Origin of the sequence: Streptomyces sp. PU-14G (assembly GCF_041028275.1) — a bacterium.
In the GTDB taxonomy this organism is placed as follows: Bacteria; Actinomycetota; Actinomycetes; order Streptomycetales; family Streptomycetaceae; genus Streptomyces.
On sequence record NZ_JASKYT010000152.1, the window covers coordinates 1 to 15,167 of the forward strand.

Below are 15,167 nucleotides of genomic sequence, written 5' to 3' on the forward strand. Positions count from 1 at the left end.
CCCCCCGACCAAGGCGCCGGCCGCCCACTTCGACCTCTCCGCCACCCGGCGCGACCCGGACGGCGCGGAGTGCGCGTTCGCGTACCCACCGAACTACGCCTGGTGAAGGTCACCAACCCGCAGGCCCGCAAGTGTCGCTACGAACACGACGCCGCGGGCCGCCTCATCCGCAAGACCCGTAAACTCCTCAACGTCCAAACCCGCACCTGGACCTATCGGTGGAACGCCGAGGACCGCCTGATCTCGGCGACCGACCCGCAGGGCGAGACCTGGCTCTACACCTACGGCCCTCTGGCCCGCCGCATATCCAAAACCGGCCCAGACTCCCCACGAATCACCTTCACCTGGGACGGCACCCGCCGCCCGCTCGCCCAGACCCTCTGGGACTCGTCCCGCCACCGCACCATCACCGCTACCTCGATAATCCACACACCCGGGCCGACCCACTCGGTTCTTCAGGGGTGCTCTGGGACCGATGACGATACGTACGATGCACTTGAGCAGCAGTACGGGAATCACGTAGCAGACGGAGTGGATCATAATGCCGGAGTCCGGCTTAATTCAGAGAGGTACGCACCAAAATGAGGACCCGCGTGCGCATCAACCGTACAGGTGAAGGTCGCTTCTCGATCAAATTGACCCCGCCCCAGGCAGCCGTCATCGAGGAATGCCTCACGCTAGCGGCTGGATCAGGCGGAAGCGACGAAATGTCGCAGTTCAACTTGGGGGAAGCCGCTTACGTAGTGGCAGCCACTGCCAGCACAATGCGAGAATCCAGAAATAGCGATCTAAGCAAGGAACTCGCACTCTCGATGCAGCAGCTTCATGGCGTCTATGCAAGTCTCGCCTGCGCCGCCACAGAGTTCGTTTCGGACGAAGATTTCCACCAGCGCACCGGTTGGTATCGCGAGAATGTGATCGGTCTGGCACGTGAAATCTCTCGCGCAATGCGAAGTCTCGTCGCCGACGAAGCATGACACGTTTACGCCTACCGCCCCGACAGCCACGTCACGGAGATCCGCGAGCTCACCCAGGACCGCCTGATCTCGGCGACCAACCCGCAGGGCGAGACCTTTCTCTACACCAACGGCTCTCTGGCCCGCCGCATATCCAAAACCGGCCCATACTCCCGACGGATCACCTTCACCTGGCACGGCCGGACGAAAGATGCAGAACAGCTACCTGCCCGCGGCCCCAAAGTACCCGAAGTCTATAAACTCGACGATGGAACCGTGATCCAATGGAGGACGGAGTCCGACTCGGGCGGCGCGACCATAGACATGAGGTGGCCGGAGAGCAAGAAACCAAGGAAGATTCACATAGATCCATCCCAGTAAAAGGAGGGACGTGCGGGAGTACCTGGTTCCACTGGTGAAGGAAATGCTCATCGAAGGAGAAGACGATTGGGTCATGGTTGACTTCCTCATCGGAGTGGCCGAGGAGTTCACCAACTCTCACGGAGGAGACTTCAAGGATGTATCCCTCGACCTCCTGAGAGAGCTACTGAGAGAAGAACTTATGGAGATTGGCGATCTCGGGGAAACAGGTTTCGAAGCTTGGCCGCACAACGTGAACGAATCCGTTGCCAGGTTCAAGGAGGGATGCGACTCCTACGACTGGGAGCCCATGGGAGCCTTGTGGTGGCTGGCGAACACGGAAAAGGGCGAGCAGTGGCTGGAAAGTACCCGCTGATCACGGGTTACCCCAAGTCCTACTACGGCAGCTTCGTACGAGACCCGGACGGCAACAACGTCGAGACCGTCTGCCACACCCCGTAGCCAGTCGCGGCTGCGCCGTCGGAAGCCGCATGTTCGCCGAGCCGGTCGCGCAGCGCTCCCGGCCCAATGCGCCATTCGACAGCGTCAGCAGAGAGATCGAACCGGGATCACAGTTCCGGTCGGCGGGGGGCCCTGTCTGTGCCTCGCGCATCAACGCTCCTGCCTACCCCTCCGTCTGGAGAAGCCCAGGGATCACGATCCAGAAGACATGCAGGCCCACGCCTCCAACTGGCGGACTAAGTACGCGCGGGCGTAGTCCCGTACCGAGTCGCCCGCGCCGCGTTCGAGCGGGCGGGCCCGCTGTCACCCGATGCGGTCGAGGATCAGGGGGGTCGGCTCGTATGTGTTCGGGGTCGTGATGTCGACGGCGTTCGTCAGGGCCGCCTCCGCGTTTGCGAACGCCTCCGGGGTGTCCGTGTGCAGGGTGAGCAGGGGGGCTCCCGCCGTGACGGGGTCGCCGACGCGGGCGTGGAGTTCCACGCCCGCGCCCGCCTGGACGGGGTCCTCCTTGCGGGCGCGGCCTGCGCCGAGGCGCCAGGCGGCGAGGCCGACGGCGTAGGCGTCGAGGCGGGTCAGGACGCCGGAGGCAGGGGCCGTCACGACGTGGTGCTCCCGCGCCCGGGGAAGGTCCGCGTCCGCGTCACCCCCTTGGGCGGTGACCATCCTGCGCCATACGTCCATCGCCGAGCCGTCCGCGAGGGCCTTGGCGGGGTCGGCGTCGGGCAGTCCCGCCGCGTCGAGCATCTCGCGCGCCAAGGCGACCGTCAGTTCGACGACGTCCGCCGGGCCGCCGCCCGCCAGGACCTCCACCGACTCGCGGACTTCCAGTGCGTTGCCCGCCGTCAGGCCCAGCGGGGTGTTCATGTCGGTCAGCAGGGCGACGGTGCGGACCCCGTGGTCGCGGCCCAGTTCCACCATGGTGGTGGCCAGTTCGCGGGCGTCGTCGACGTTCTTCATGAACGCGCCGGAGCCCGCCTTGACGTCCAGGACCAGCGCGCCGGTGCCTTCGGCGATCTTCTTGGACATGATGGACGAGGCGATCAGGGGGAGGGACTCGACCGTTCCGGTCACGTCCCGCAGCGCGTACAGCCGCTTGTCGGCGGGGGCCAGGCCGTCGCCCGCCGCGCAAACGACGGAGCCGACGTCGCGCAGGACGTCCATCATCTCGGGGTTGGTGAGCGAGGCGCGCCAGCCGGGGATGGACTCCAGTTTGTCGAGGGTGCCGCCGGTGTGGCCGAGGCCGCGGCCGGAGAGTTGAGGGACGGCGGCGCCGCACGCGGCGACCAGCGGGGCGAGCGGCAGGGTGATCTTGTCTCCGACGCCGCCTGTGGAGTGCTTGTCGGCGGTGGGGCGCGGCAGTGCCGAGAAGTCCATGCGCTCGCCGGAGGCGATCATCGCGGCGGTCCAGCGGGAGATCTCCGTGCGGGTCATGCCGTTGAGGTAGACGGCCATCGCGAGGGCGGACATCTGTTCGTCGGCGACGGTGCCGCGCGTGTAGGCGTCGATGATCCAGTCGATCTGTTCGCCGGTCAGTTCCTCGCGGTCCCGCTTGGCGCGGATGACGGAGATGGCGTCCATGGGGGTACTCCTTCGTTCCTTTCGGCGACCGGTGAAGGTCAGCGGGCCAGGTCGGTCGGCCCGAACGCGTCCGCGAGCAGTTCCGAGAGCGGGCGCACCCCCGAGGGTGCTTCGATCAGCAGGTCGCCGCCGCCGTGTTCCCACAGCAGTTGGCGGCATCGGCCGCAGGGGGCGACGACCACGCCGTCGCCGCCGACGCAGGTGAAGGCGACCAGCCGGCCGCCGCCTGTCGCGAACAGTGCGCTCACCAGTCCGCACTCGGCGCACAGGCCGACCCCGTAGGAGGCGTTCTCGACGTTGCAGCCGGTGACGGTGCGGCCGTCGTCGACCAGTGCCGCGGCGCCGACGGGGAAGCCGGAATAGGGTGCGTACGCCCGGGAGAGGGCCTCCAGGGCCTTCCCGCGCAGCGCCGCCCAGTCGATCGCCGGGTCGGTCGCCGAGCCGGTCGCCGAGCCTGTCGCCGGGCCGACGGCGGAGTAGTCGGAGCCGGCACCCGGGCCAGAGCCGGAGCCGGGGCCGGGGCCGGAGCCCTCTGGCACGTTGCGCACGCTAGGTTCCCTCGCCTCGACGGTACGGTTTGCCCACCGCACGCGGCGCGCGGAGCCGTTGGGCCGCCAGGGAGAGCACCAGCAGTGTGGTGACGTACGGCGTCATCTCGACGAACTCCAGGGCCACGGTGTCGGTCAGCGCGTACCACAGCACGAGCAGTACGGCGATAACGAGGGCGACGGCGGCCTGGACACGGGCGCCGCGCGCGCCCCGCAGCCCGGCGCGGAACTTCCAGACGGCGAGGGCGACCAGCAAAACGGCCATCAGCAGCAGCATGGCGTGCACGGTGGCGCCGCCGCCGACGACGCGGAGGGCGTCCATGAAGCCGAAAAGGCCGGCGCCCATGGCGACGCCACCGGGACGCCAGTTGCCGAAGATCATGGTGGCGAGGCCGATGTAGCCGCGCCCTCCGGTCTGGTTCTCCTGGTAGAAGTGCACGCCGACGGCGAGGAAGGCGCCGCCGAGCCCGGCCAGGGCGCCCGAGATGATCAGTGCCGCGTACTTGTAGGTGTAGACGTTGACGCCGAGGGATTCGGCGGCGACCGGGTTCTCGCCGCAGGAGCGCAGCCGCAGCCCGAACGGGGAGCGCCACAGGACGAAGAAGCTGCCGACGAACAGCACGACCGTCAGCACCGTCACCCAGGAGACCTCGCTGACCACGGCGCGCAGGATGCCGGCCAGGTCGGAGACGAGGAACCAGTGGTGTTTCTCGATGCTGCCGAGCCCGTCGGCGAGCCCTGGCACGGTGAAGGACGGCATGTTGTCCATGGGCGGAGACTGCTTGTCGTTGCCGCCGGCCTTGGCCGCTTCGCTGCCGTCGGCGCCGAACCACAGTTTGGCCAGGTAGCGGACGACGCCGAGGGCGAGGATGTTGATGGCGACGCCGGAGACGATGTGGTCGACGCCGAAGGTGACGGTGGCCAGCGCGTGCAGCAGCCCGCCCAGGGCGCCTCCCGCGATCCCGGCAAGGACGGCGGCCCACGGCCCGTACTGCCAGCCGATCCAGCCCGCACCGAAGGTGCCCAGCATCATCATGCCTTCGAGGCCGATGTTGATGACGCCGGCGCGTTCGGCCCACAGTCCGCCCAGGCCCGCCAGTCCGATGGGGACGGCGGCGGCGATCGCGGTGGAGAACTGGCCGCTGTTGGAGAGCTGTACGTCGCCGGTGACGACCCGGACGAGGGAGAGCAGCAGCAGGCCGCCGGCGATGAGCAGCAGCACGACGGGGTAGGACAGCTTCCGCTTGCCGCCCGCCGACGAGGACGCGGCCGGGGCGTTCTTCGGCGCGGAGGGCTTGGACGGTGTGGAGGTGGTGCTCATGCGGAGGCCCCCGCCTTCTGCTCGGTCTCGTCCTGCTCGGCGCCCGCGCCCGCCCGGGCGCTCAGTTCGGCGCCGACCTCACGCTGCTGGCGGCGCAGCACGACGCGGCGGACGATCTCGTACGCGATGACGACGCACAGCACGATGATCCCCTGCATCACGCCGACGATTTCCTGCTTGTAGCCCTCGAACTCCAGCTGGATGCCGGTGCGCTCCAAGAAGCCCCACAGGAGCGCCGCGAGGCCCATGCCGATGGGGTGGTTGCGGCCGAGCAGGGCGATGGCGATGCCGGTGAAGCCGACGCCGGTGGGGAAGTCGGTGCCGTAGTTGAAGGACTTGTTCAGCAGCGTCGGCATGCCGACCAGGCCCGCGACGGCGCCGGACAGCAGCATGCTGGTGACGACCATCCGGCGCACGCTCACGCCGCTGGCGCTCGCCGCCGACTCGCTGCGGCCCACGGCCCGCAGGTCGAAGCCGAAGCGGGTGCGGCCCAGCACGAACCAGTAGGCCAGGCCGATGACGACGGCGATGACGACGGTGCCGTAGATCGGATCGGGGTCGGTGGGGATGAGGAAGAAGCGGGCGGCCTCGGGGATGGTGGGGGTGTGGAAGAGGTTGCCGTCCTTGACGGCGAGCTTGTCTTCGGAGAGGAAGTAGCCGATCAGCGAGCCCGCGATGGAGTTCAGCATGATCGTGGTGATGACCTCGCTGACCCCGCGGGTCGTCTTGAGGACGCCCGCGATGCCCGCCCACAGCGCACCGACGGCCATCGCGACGAGGATGATCAGCGGGATCTGCAGCACTCCCGGCAGGGCGAGTGCCCCGCCGACGACGGCGGCGAAGAAGGCGGCGACCCGGTACTGGCCGTCCACACCGATGTTGAAGAGGTTCATGCGGAAGCCGATGGCGACGGCCGCCGCTGACAGGTAGTACGGGATGGCCTTGTTGATGATCCAGACCTGGCTGTCGCTCTTCGAGCCGAAGTCGATCATGACGTAGAAGGCGTGGAAGGGGTCCTCACCGGTCGCCGCGATGACGACCGAGGAGAGGACGAACGCCGCGACGAGCGCGAGCGCGGGTGCGGCCAGCGCCTGGAGCACGGCCCCGGCTCCGAACTTCTCCTTCAGGCGGCTCATTTGGCACCCCCGTTCGTGTCGTCGTTCCCGGAGGCGTCCTCGGAGGGGTCCTCGGAGGCGCTCCCGGAGGGGTCCCCGGAGAGGTCCCCGGAGGCGTCTTCGGAAGAAGCCGCGTCGGTGGGCTCCTCCTGGTGCTCCAGGTGTCCCGTGGCGGCGCCGGTCATGGCCGAGCCGAGCTCCTCGGGGGTGACGTTCGCCGGGTCGGCGTCGGCGACCAGGCGGCCCCGGTACATCACCCGCAGGGTGTCGGAGAGCCCGATCAGCTCGTCCAGGTCGGCGGAGATCAGCAGCACGGCCAGACCCTCGCGCCGGGCGGTGCGTATCTGGTCCCAGATCTGCGCCTGCGCGCCGACGTCCACGCCGCGCGTGGGGTGCGCCGCGATCAGCAGCTTGGGGTGGTGGCTCATCTCGCGGCCGACGATGAACTTCTGCTGGTTGCCGCCCGAGAGGCTGGCGGCGGTGACCTCGATGCCCGGGGTGCGCACGTCGTACGCGTCGACGATGCGCTCGCTGTCGGCCCGCGCGTCCCCGAGGGCCAGCAGCCGCGGGGCGCCCGGGATGCCCAGGAGGGGGCCGTTGGTGTTCGGCTTCTCGGTGACGTGCCCGAGGATGCGGTTCTCCCACAGCGGCGCTTCCAGGAGCAGCCCGTGCCGGTGGCGGTCCTCGGGGATGTAGCCGATGCCGCTCTCGCGCCTGACACGGGTGGGGGCGTGCGAGAGGTCCCGCCCGTCCAGGGTGACGGTGCCGCCGTCCGGGTCGCTCATGCCCATGATGGCCTCGACCAGTTCGGCCTGGCCGTTGCCTTCCACACCCGCGACGCCGAGCACCTCGCCCTTGTGGATGGTGAAGGAGATCCCGTCCAGGACGGCGCGCTCGACGCCGTCGGAGTCGGTGGCCGCCAGCCGCAGCCCGGCCACGTCGAGCATGGGGGTGTCGGTGACGGTCGACTCGCGCGTCTCGGCGGTCGGCAGCTCGCTGCCGACCATCAGCTCCGCCAGCTGCTTGGGGCTCGTCTCCCGCGGGGTGACGGAGGCCACCGTGGTGCCGCGCCTGATGACGGTGATCGCGTCGGCGACCGAGAGCACCTCACCCAGCTTGTGGGAGATGAACACCACGGTCAGGCCCTCGGACTTGAGTTCGCGCAGGTTGTCGAAGAGGGCGTCGACCTCCTGCGGCACCAGCACGGCCGTCGGCTCGTCGAGAATGAGGGTGCGGGCGCCGCGGTAGAGGGCCTTGAGGATCTCCACCCGCTGCCGGTCGGCCACCCCCAGCTCCTCCACCAGGGCGTCGGGGCGTACCCCGAGCTGGTAGGCGTCCGACAGCTCCACGATCTTCTTGCGGGCCCTGGAGCCGATGCCGTGCAGCTTCTCCGCGCCGAGGACGGTGTTCTCCAGCACGGTGAGGTTGTCGGCGAGCATGAAGTGCTGGTGCACCATGCCGATACCGCGCGCGATGGCGTCGGCGGGGCTGTGCAGGACGACGTCCTCGCCGTCGATGCCGATGGTGCCCTCGTCCGGCCGCTGCATGCCGTAGAGGATCTTCATGAGGGTCGACTTGCCCGCACCGTTCTCACCGACGAGGGCGTGCACGGTGCCGCGCGCCACCGAGATGTCGATGTCGCGGTTGGCGACCACTCCGGGGAACCGCTTGGTGATGCCGCGCAGTTCGACGGCGCTCCCGGGAAGACCGGGCCCCGGGCCCGCCCCGGACGGCGCGCTGCTGCTGCCGCTGGACTCGCTGGACACTTGGCTGACGTGCTCCCTGGTTGAGCTCAGATTCCCGGCGCGAGGGTGGAGGCCCCTCCACGAAGAGGCGCACGAGGAGTGCGGAAGGAAGTGCGAAGGACGTGCGGAAGGCGATGCGGAGGACGTGCGGAAGGCGATGCGAAGGCGTGCGAAGGAAGGCGGAAGGCGGCCCCGCACCTCGCGCCGCGCGACACGCTGCGCCGCGCGGCACCCGGGGCCGCCCGCGGGACGTCACGGCCGGGTGGGAACGTCCACCTTGCCCGCGATGATGTCCTTCTTGGCCTTGTTGATGTCGTCCATGATGTCGTCGATGTAGCCGCCCGAGGTGGCGACGGAGACGCCGTCCTCCTTCAGGGAGAACGTCTGGTTCCCCTTCAGCGGCTTGCCCTCCTTCACGCTCTTGATCAGCTCGAAGACGGCGACGTCGACGTTCTTGACGGACGAGGTCAGGATGACGTCCTTGTACTTCTCCAGGCCCTTTTGGCGGTACTGGTCGGAGTCGACCCCGATCGCCCAGGCGCCCTTCTTCTTGCTGATCTGCTCGATCGAGCCCGCGCCGGACTGCCCTGCTGCCGTGTAGATCACGTCGTTGCCGCGGGCGAGCATGCCCTTGGCCATGTTCTTGGCGCGGTCCGGAGCGTTGAAGCCCTCGTCGGACTCCTTGTAGAGGTAGTCGACCTCGACCTTGATCTTGGGGTCGGTGTCCTTGACGCCCTTGACGTAACCGGCCTCGAACTTCTGGATGAGCGCGTTGTCCACGCCACCGATGAAGGAGACCTTCTTCGACTTGGTCTTCTTGGCCGCGGCCACACCCACCAGGTAGGAGGACTCGTTCTCCGCGAACGTCATGCCGACCACGTTCTTGGTGTGGGACTGCTCGTCGACCACGCCGAACGTCGTGTCGGGGAAGTCCTTGGCCACCTTGTTGACGGACTTGCCGTAGTTGAAGCCGACGCCGATGACAGGGTTGTAGCCCGCCTTCGCGAGGGAGGTGAGACGCTGCTCGCGGGTCTCCTCCGTCTCGTTGTTCCCGGCGGTCATCTCCTTGGTCTTGACGCCGAGTTCCTTCTCGGCCTTGTCGGTACCCCGGGCCGCCGCCTCGTTGAACGAGTGGTCGTCCCGGCCACCGACGTCGAACGCGAGCCCGACACCCTTGGTCTTCTTGCCGTCGCTCGACTCCGTGGAGCTTTCACCGCAGGCGGTGGCCGTCAGTGCGAGAGTCGCGGTGGCGGTGACCGCGGTGGCCAGCTTTGTTACCCGACGCAACGGAGTCCCCTTTGTGGTCGTGGAAGCACCGGTTCCGGCACCGCAGTTGGGTTCCGGTCCTTGAGACGGGCACACATTAACGCGCGTAGATTTCCAGCAGAAGGACACGGGAACCAGCCGTTATCGGATCGTCGCGAACGGACGTCGCTCCGGCTCACCGCCGAGACCGGGCCGGGGCCGCCCATGTCCGACAAACCTCACAGGGTGGAGCCCCCGGAGGGGACGGCCCTGTCGGGGAGGGCCGCCGGCCGGCACCGGCGCGGCACCGTGGCGCCGCGCCGGTGCTGTGGCGCCACGCGGGTGCTGTGGCGCGCCCGTGCGGGTGCTGTGGCGCGCCCGTGCGGGTGCTGTGGCGCCGTGCGGCGCGCGGGTCAGGAACGGTGCAGCAGGGCGGCGGCCGTGAACAGCTCCACGCCGGTGGTGATCGCGGACTCGTCGGCGTCGAAGTCGCCCTGGTGCAGGTCGCGGGTGCGGCGGTCCCCCGGAGGCCGGACGCCCAGCCGCGCCATGGCGCCGGGCACGTGCTCCAGGTACCAGGAGAAGTCCTCGCCGCCCAGGCTCTGTTCCGTGCTCTCCACCGAGGCGGCACCGGCGCGCGCGGTCATCGCCTCGCGCAGCAGCGCCGTCGCGGACGGCTCGTTGACGACCGGCGGCACCCCGCGCACGTACGTCAGCTCGCACTTGGCACGGTGCAGCGTCGCCAGCTCGTCGATCGCCGCGTGCACCAGGTCGGGAGCCTCGCGCCAGGTCGGCAGGTCGAGGCAGCGCAGCGTGCCGGACATCTCGGCGCGCTGCGGAATGACGTTGGGCGCGTGCCCGGACTCGATCCGCCCCCAGGTCAGGGCGAGGCCTGAGCGGGCGTCCACGCGGCGCGCCAGCAGCGCGGGCGCCTCGGTGACGAGCTTGGCGGCGGCGGTGACCAGGTCGGTCGTCAGATGCGGACGCGCGGTGTGTCCGCCCGCGCCGCTGAGCACCACCTCCAGCCGGTCGCAGGCCGAGGTGATCGGCCCGGCCCGCAGGCCGAGACGGCCCGCGTCCACCCGCGGGTCGCAGTGCACCGCCAGGATCGAACCCACCCCGTCCAGCACACCGCAGTCGACCGCGTCGGACGCGCCGCCTGGCAGCACCTCCTCCGCGGGCTGGAACAGCAGCCGCACCGGACGGTGCAGCGCCCCGGCCCGCGCCAGCTCCGCCAGCACCAGGCCGGCTCCGAGCACCACCGTGGTGTGCACGTCGTGCCCGCAGGCGTGCGCACGCCCGGGGACCGTCGAACGGTAGGGCACGTCCTTGGTGTCGGGGATGGGCAGCGCGTCGATGTCGCCCCGCAGCGCCAGCAGCGGCGCGGCCTCGGCGGGCGCCGCCCCGCCCGCGGCCCCGCCGTCGCCCGGCTCCTGGCCGAGCCCGGGGTGGATGTCGCAGATCAGGCCCGTGCCCATGGCCAGCACTCTGGGGCGCAGGCCCGCACGTTCGAGCCGGGTCTTGAGCGCTGCGGTCGTGCGGAACTCCTGGTTGCCCAGCTCGGGGTGCATGTGGAGGTCGCGACGGAAGGCGATGAGCTCGCGCCGGAGGGGTTCGGTCAGGCGGCCGGGCAGCTCGGGAAGTACGCCGGCGGCTCCGCGTGCGTCTACCTCCGGGGCTGCAGGGGACAGGAGTTCGTTCATGGTCGAAGAGTAGGCGCACCGCAGCCGCAACTGGCGAGAGATCCACGAAAGTTCAATCTCCCAGGGGAAGAAAATCTCGCCCTGGCGGCGGTTATGCCCCTTTGGGCCTGGGTATGCCTGTCCGCTTGGCCTCACGCCGACCCGGCCTCGCAGCCGGGCCCGTGCCTCGCGCCGCAGGCGCGCTCGCCTCGCAGTCGTCGGCGTCAGCGGCTGCCGGTCCCCTTCGTCCCGCTGTCCGCACCCCTGTCGGCACCGGTGCCGGTGCCGGTGCCGGCTCCCGAGGCGTCCTCGTTCTCCTCGCCCGTCCCCGCGGTGGCGTTCTTGTCCGGGACGAAGGAGAGACTGAGCAGGTGCCGGGAGCGCCCGTCACCCGGCGTGGCGTGGGCGCGGCGGGCGACCGCGGCCTCGATCTCGTCGACCAGTTCGGTGAACTCCTCGCCGGTGAGCCACACCGCACCCTGCCGGTAGAGGACGTTGTCCGTGGCGGGATCGGCGTCCTCGCGGGCGAGGTAGCGCTCGAAGTCGCCGAGCACGGCCGCGGTGAAGACCGTCACGGCGCGCCGGTGGTCCTCCCTGCCCATGACCGCGCGGGCCTCGGTGCCGACGAGCGCCTTCTCCTGGTGGACGCGGTAGCTGCGCTCGACGGTGCCCCGTACCCGCCGCTCCCCCACCACTTCGATGATGCCTGCCTGGGTGAGGGCGGCGACGTGCCGGTACATGGTCGCGGGGGCGACGTCCGGCATCCGTTCGCGTAGCTGCGCGGTCGTCAGCTCGTCGACGCCGAGCAGGGCTTGCATGATGCGCATCCGCACCGGATGCATCAGCTGGTTCGCTTGTGCCATGCCCCAATGCTCTCACATCTGATAACGTTCTCGAAGTTGATACCAGGGGCGACCTCGCCCAGCATCACGACCCGGCAGCGACGAGCAGCGTCCCTGGCACCACCCCAGGCCCGTACCCCTGGGCGACCTCACAGAGAGCTCTTGGCATGACCACCTCACACGCATCCTTGTCCCGCCCGCACAGCTACCGGAGCGACCTGGCTCTCTTCCTCGCCCTCGCCTTCGGTGTGAGCTGGGCGGCCTGGGCGGCGGCCTTCGCGCTCGGCGGGCCGGCGCACTCGGCTGCCGCGGGAGGCGTCCACCTCCTCGGCGCCTTCGGACCGTCGGCAGCCGCACTCGTGCTCCGCGTCCGCCGCGGCCGACGCGGCGAGGCCGCCCCCGCGCACGCGGTGCGCTTCCAGCGGAGCACGCTGCTGTGGACACCGCTGCTGATGGTGCTCGCCGCGGCGACGATCTTCGCGGGAAGCCTGCTCGCGCAGCAGGCCGGCGGCCCGGCCCTCAGCCTGGAGAAGGCCCAGGACGCGGTACGCGACGCCGGCGGGCTCGCCGCGTTCGTCGGGGCGATGCTGATCGGCGGTCCGCTCGCGGAGGAGTCGGGCTGGCGCGGCACCGTCCACCCGCGGATGCGGGCGACACTCGGCCGCTACCAGAGCGCCCTCGTACTGGGCGCCGTCTGGTCCGTCTGGCACCTGCCGCTCTTCTTCCTCGACGGCACCGTGCAGCACACGCTGGGCCTGGCGAGCCCGAGCGGCATCCTCTTCGCCGTCAGCGTCATCCCGATGGCGATGCTGCTCGGATACGCCTACGAGCGGGGCGGCGTCGTCGCGGCGATCGCGGTCCACCTCGCCATGAACGCCACCATGGTCCTCCTCGACGTCCAGGTCCCCGAGACGCTCGCCCTGCTGATCGGCCTCCAGGCGCTCGTCGCCGTGCTGCTGCTCGCCTTCGCCCCGCCGCCGACGCGCCCTCGCACGCACACGGCCGACGCTGTCGCCAACACTGTCGCCGACGCCGTGCCGCAGCCGGCGGCACACGTCTGAGAACCGGTCCCCTTCGCGGGCACGGTGCCGCGCACGAGACCGCTCAAGCGCTCGGTTCCGGCGTGGCCGGGGGCGCGGACGGCAGCCTCCTGGCCCGCGCGGCCGTGCCCGTGACCCCCGTCAGGAAACTGTGGGCGCGAGGAGAGGCGGTGCGGGTCAGCCAGGCGGGATCTATGTCGCAGACGGCGACGGTCACGGCGGTGCCGGCGAGGGCGAGGGGAAGGGTGTGCACGACGGTGGAGGGAAAGCTGAGGATCGTACGGCCGACCGGACCGCGCCGGGCGACCAGTTCGAGCGGAAGGTCGGGGCGGACGATCTCCAACCCCGTCGCGGCGCTGACCTGCTGGAGTTTCTCGCTGCTCTCCCGGCGGTGCGCGAAATAGCGGGTGGCCCCGTAGGTGCGGGCCAGGGAGGCGACGGCCTCCAGGTAACGGTCGGTGTCCACAACACCGGTCTCCACCAGGGAGGTGCCCACCAGGTCGGCGCCCTTGGTCAGGCGGGGCGGGCCGAAGCGGGCACGGGTCCAGGCGAACTCGTTGGCGGTGACGGTGACGTTGTCGGGCGCCTCCACCGGCATGGAGCTGAAGACCTCCACCGGACGGGAGCCGTCCGCACGGGGCGTGAGGCGGCGGCGGGCGCGGCGGGAGACCGGCGCGAACAGCCAAGCGCGTGCCCCGCCCCCGGTGCCGCGCCGGTGCCAGCGGACGAAGCGTTCACCGCGCGCCAGTTGGGCGACGAACTCCATGGTGGCCGTACCGTCGTCGACGACCGTGACGCGGTGCGCCGCCCGGGCGGGCGTGAGGGCGAGCAGCAGTTGGACGTAACGGGAGAACGGGTCCCCGATGACCAGAGTGCGGGCCCTGCGCAGTCGGCGGGAGAGAGCGAACAGGCTGGTGAAGGCGCCGGCGACACCGTCCCTGGCCTCCTGCCAGCGCACGACGATCCCCTCGTCGCGGGCCAGCTCGGCCATGCGGCGCAGCTGACCGCGGGTCATCGGATCGGTCGGCGGCAGCACGACGAGGGTGAGGGGGGACGAGGTGGCGGGCGCGGGGTGGTTGTGCGCCCACTCGAGGACGTTGAGGAGCTGGACGGGGCTCTCGACGAACGCGAGAGCCCCGTCCCTGGGCCCGGGGAGGGCTCCGCCCCCGGGGTCGGTCGCGGACAGGTCCGCGGAGGCTCCGTGGCCGGAGCGGTTACGGGACATTGCGCGCACGCTCCGTTTCCGCGTCGGGGACTCGAAGGCCGCCGTCAGACCGTGGCGGGTGCGCGGGTCCCCCCGCGAGCACCGGCGGTCCCGGCGGTCCCGGTCGCATCCGCTCCATCCGCCGCTTCGGCTGCCTCCGTTGCTTCGGCTGCCTCCGTTGCTTCGGCTGCTTCGGCTGCTTCGGCTGCTTCGGCGACGGTGCCCTTGACGCGGCGCAGCTTGCGCATGGGGGCCAGTTCGCTGTCGTAGACCTTCTTCACGCCGTCACCGAGCGACTCCTCGATGGTGCGGATGTCCCGCACGAGGCGGGTGAGGCCCTGCGGCTCGACCGAGGCCGCCTGGTCGGAACCCCACATGGCGCGGTCGAGGGTGATGTGCCGCTCCACGAAGACGGCGCCCAGAGCGACAGCCGCCAACGTCGTCTGCAGGCCCGTCTCGTGGCCGCTGTAGCCGATCGGGACGTTGGGGAACTCCTCGTGGAGAGTGTGGATCATCCTCAGGTTGAGCTCCTCGGCCTTCGCCGGGTAGGTGGAGGTGGCGTGGCAGAGGACGATGTTCTCGCTGCCCAGCACCTCCACCGCGTGCCGGATCTGCTTCGGCGTGGACATGCCGGTGGAGAGGATGACGGTCCGGCCCGTGGCGCGAAGAGCACGCAGCAGGTCGTCGTCGGTGAGGGAGGCGGAAGCCACCTTGTGCGCGGGCACGTCGAACTTCTCCAGGAAGGCGACGGCTTCCTCATCCCACGGGGAGGCGAACCAGTCGATGCCGCGCTCGGCACAGTGCTCGCCGATGGCCCGGTAGTCGTCCTCGCCGAACTCCACACGGTGCCGGTAGTCGATGTAAGTCATCCGGCCCCACGGAGTGTCCCGCTCCAGATCCCACTGGTCGCGCGGCGTGCAGATCTCCGGGGTGCGCTTTTGGAACTTCACCGCGTCGCAACCCGCCTCGGCGGCGGCGTCGATGAGAGCGAACGCGTTGTCGAGATCCCCGTTGTGGTTGATGCCGATCTCCCCGGTCACGTAGACGGGGCGACCCGGGAGATCGGCAT

Annotated in this window: 13 protein-coding genes and 1 pseudogene; 4 read left to right on the plus strand and 10 right to left on the minus strand. The window is 70.0% G+C overall.

Translation table 11 applies throughout. The features are described from left to right. Positions 1-120 precede the first annotated feature (120 nt). From AB8Z75_RS18830 to AB8Z75_RS18840, 3 genes and pseudogenes are all read left to right on the plus strand, one after another. Positions 121-360, plus strand: a pseudogene (locus AB8Z75_RS18830) (RHS repeat domain-containing protein); the annotation flags it as partial. Positions 361-593: 233 nt separating this feature from the next. After that, positions 594-977, plus strand: a complete 384-nt coding sequence (locus AB8Z75_RS18835; RefSeq protein ID WP_369203469.1) for a hypothetical protein — start codon at positions 594-596, stop codon at positions 975-977. A gap of 370 nt (positions 978-1,347) precedes the next feature. Next, a complete protein-coding gene (locus tag AB8Z75_RS18840; RefSeq protein ID WP_369203471.1) occupies positions 1,348-1,692 on the plus strand; it encodes a hypothetical protein in 345 nt (114 codons plus the stop codon). Between the two features lie 389 nt (positions 1,693-2,081). On the opposite strand, the gene AB8Z75_RS18845 is transcribed toward AB8Z75_RS18840, so the two are convergent. From AB8Z75_RS18845 to AB8Z75_RS18880, 8 genes are all read right to left on the minus strand, one after another. Then, entirely contained in the window at positions 2,082-3,356 is a 1,275-nt protein-coding gene (locus tag AB8Z75_RS18845) for a thymidine phosphorylase (protein WP_369203472.1), read from the minus strand. 38 nt (positions 3,357-3,394) lie between these two features. After that, positions 3,395-3,778: a cytidine deaminase gene (locus AB8Z75_RS18850; RefSeq protein ID WP_369203485.1), complete on the minus strand. Its 384-nt coding sequence runs from the start codon at positions 3,776-3,778 to the stop codon at positions 3,395-3,397. Positions 3,779-3,905: 127 nt separating this feature from the next. After that, on the minus strand, positions 3,906-5,225 hold the full coding sequence (locus AB8Z75_RS18855; protein WP_369203473.1) for an ABC transporter permease: 1,320 nt from the start codon (positions 5,223-5,225) through the stop codon (positions 3,906-3,908). Next, positions 5,222-6,361: an ABC transporter permease gene (locus AB8Z75_RS18860; protein ID WP_369203474.1), complete on the minus strand. Its 1,140-nt coding sequence runs from the start codon at positions 6,359-6,361 to the stop codon at positions 5,222-5,224. Before AB8Z75_RS18860 ends, AB8Z75_RS18855 begins: the two co-directional genes overlap by 4 nt. Further along, positions 6,358-7,995, minus strand: a complete 1,638-nt coding sequence (locus AB8Z75_RS18865; RefSeq protein ID WP_369203487.1) for an ABC transporter ATP-binding protein — start codon at positions 7,993-7,995, stop codon at positions 6,358-6,360. The genes AB8Z75_RS18860 and AB8Z75_RS18865 overlap by 4 nt, the downstream gene beginning before the upstream one ends. Positions 7,996-8,337: 342 nt before the next feature. Continuing rightward, a complete protein-coding gene (locus tag AB8Z75_RS18870) occupies positions 8,338-9,372 on the minus strand; it encodes a BMP family protein (protein WP_369203475.1) in 1,035 nt (344 codons plus the stop codon). Between the two features lie 371 nt (positions 9,373-9,743). Next, entirely contained in the window at positions 9,744-11,033 is a 1,290-nt protein-coding gene (locus AB8Z75_RS18875) for an amidohydrolase (RefSeq protein ID WP_369203476.1), read from the minus strand. 203 nt (positions 11,034-11,236) lie between these two features. Further along, positions 11,237-11,875 carry a helix-turn-helix domain-containing protein gene (locus AB8Z75_RS18880; RefSeq protein ID WP_369203477.1) on the minus strand — a complete coding sequence of 213 codons (639 nt, stop codon included), beginning with the start codon at positions 11,873-11,875 and terminating at the stop codon, positions 11,237-11,239. 146 nt (positions 11,876-12,021) lie between these two features. Between AB8Z75_RS18880 and AB8Z75_RS18885 the strand changes: the two genes are divergently transcribed. Further along, positions 12,022-12,915, plus strand: coding sequence for a lysostaphin resistance A-like protein (locus AB8Z75_RS18885; RefSeq protein ID WP_369203479.1), 894 nt, complete (start codon positions 12,022-12,024; stop codon positions 12,913-12,915). Between the two features lie 43 nt (positions 12,916-12,958). Here AB8Z75_RS18885 and AB8Z75_RS18890 read toward each other — a convergent pair whose 3' ends face one another. Continuing rightward, a complete protein-coding gene (locus tag AB8Z75_RS18890; RefSeq protein WP_369203481.1) occupies positions 12,959-14,119 on the minus strand; it encodes a hypothetical protein in 1,161 nt (386 codons plus the stop codon). A 44-nt stretch (positions 14,120-14,163) separates the two neighbouring features. Then, on the minus strand, positions 14,164-15,167 hold a 1,004-nt coding region (locus AB8Z75_RS18895), incomplete at its 5' end, for an N-acetylneuraminate synthase family protein (RefSeq protein ID WP_369203483.1).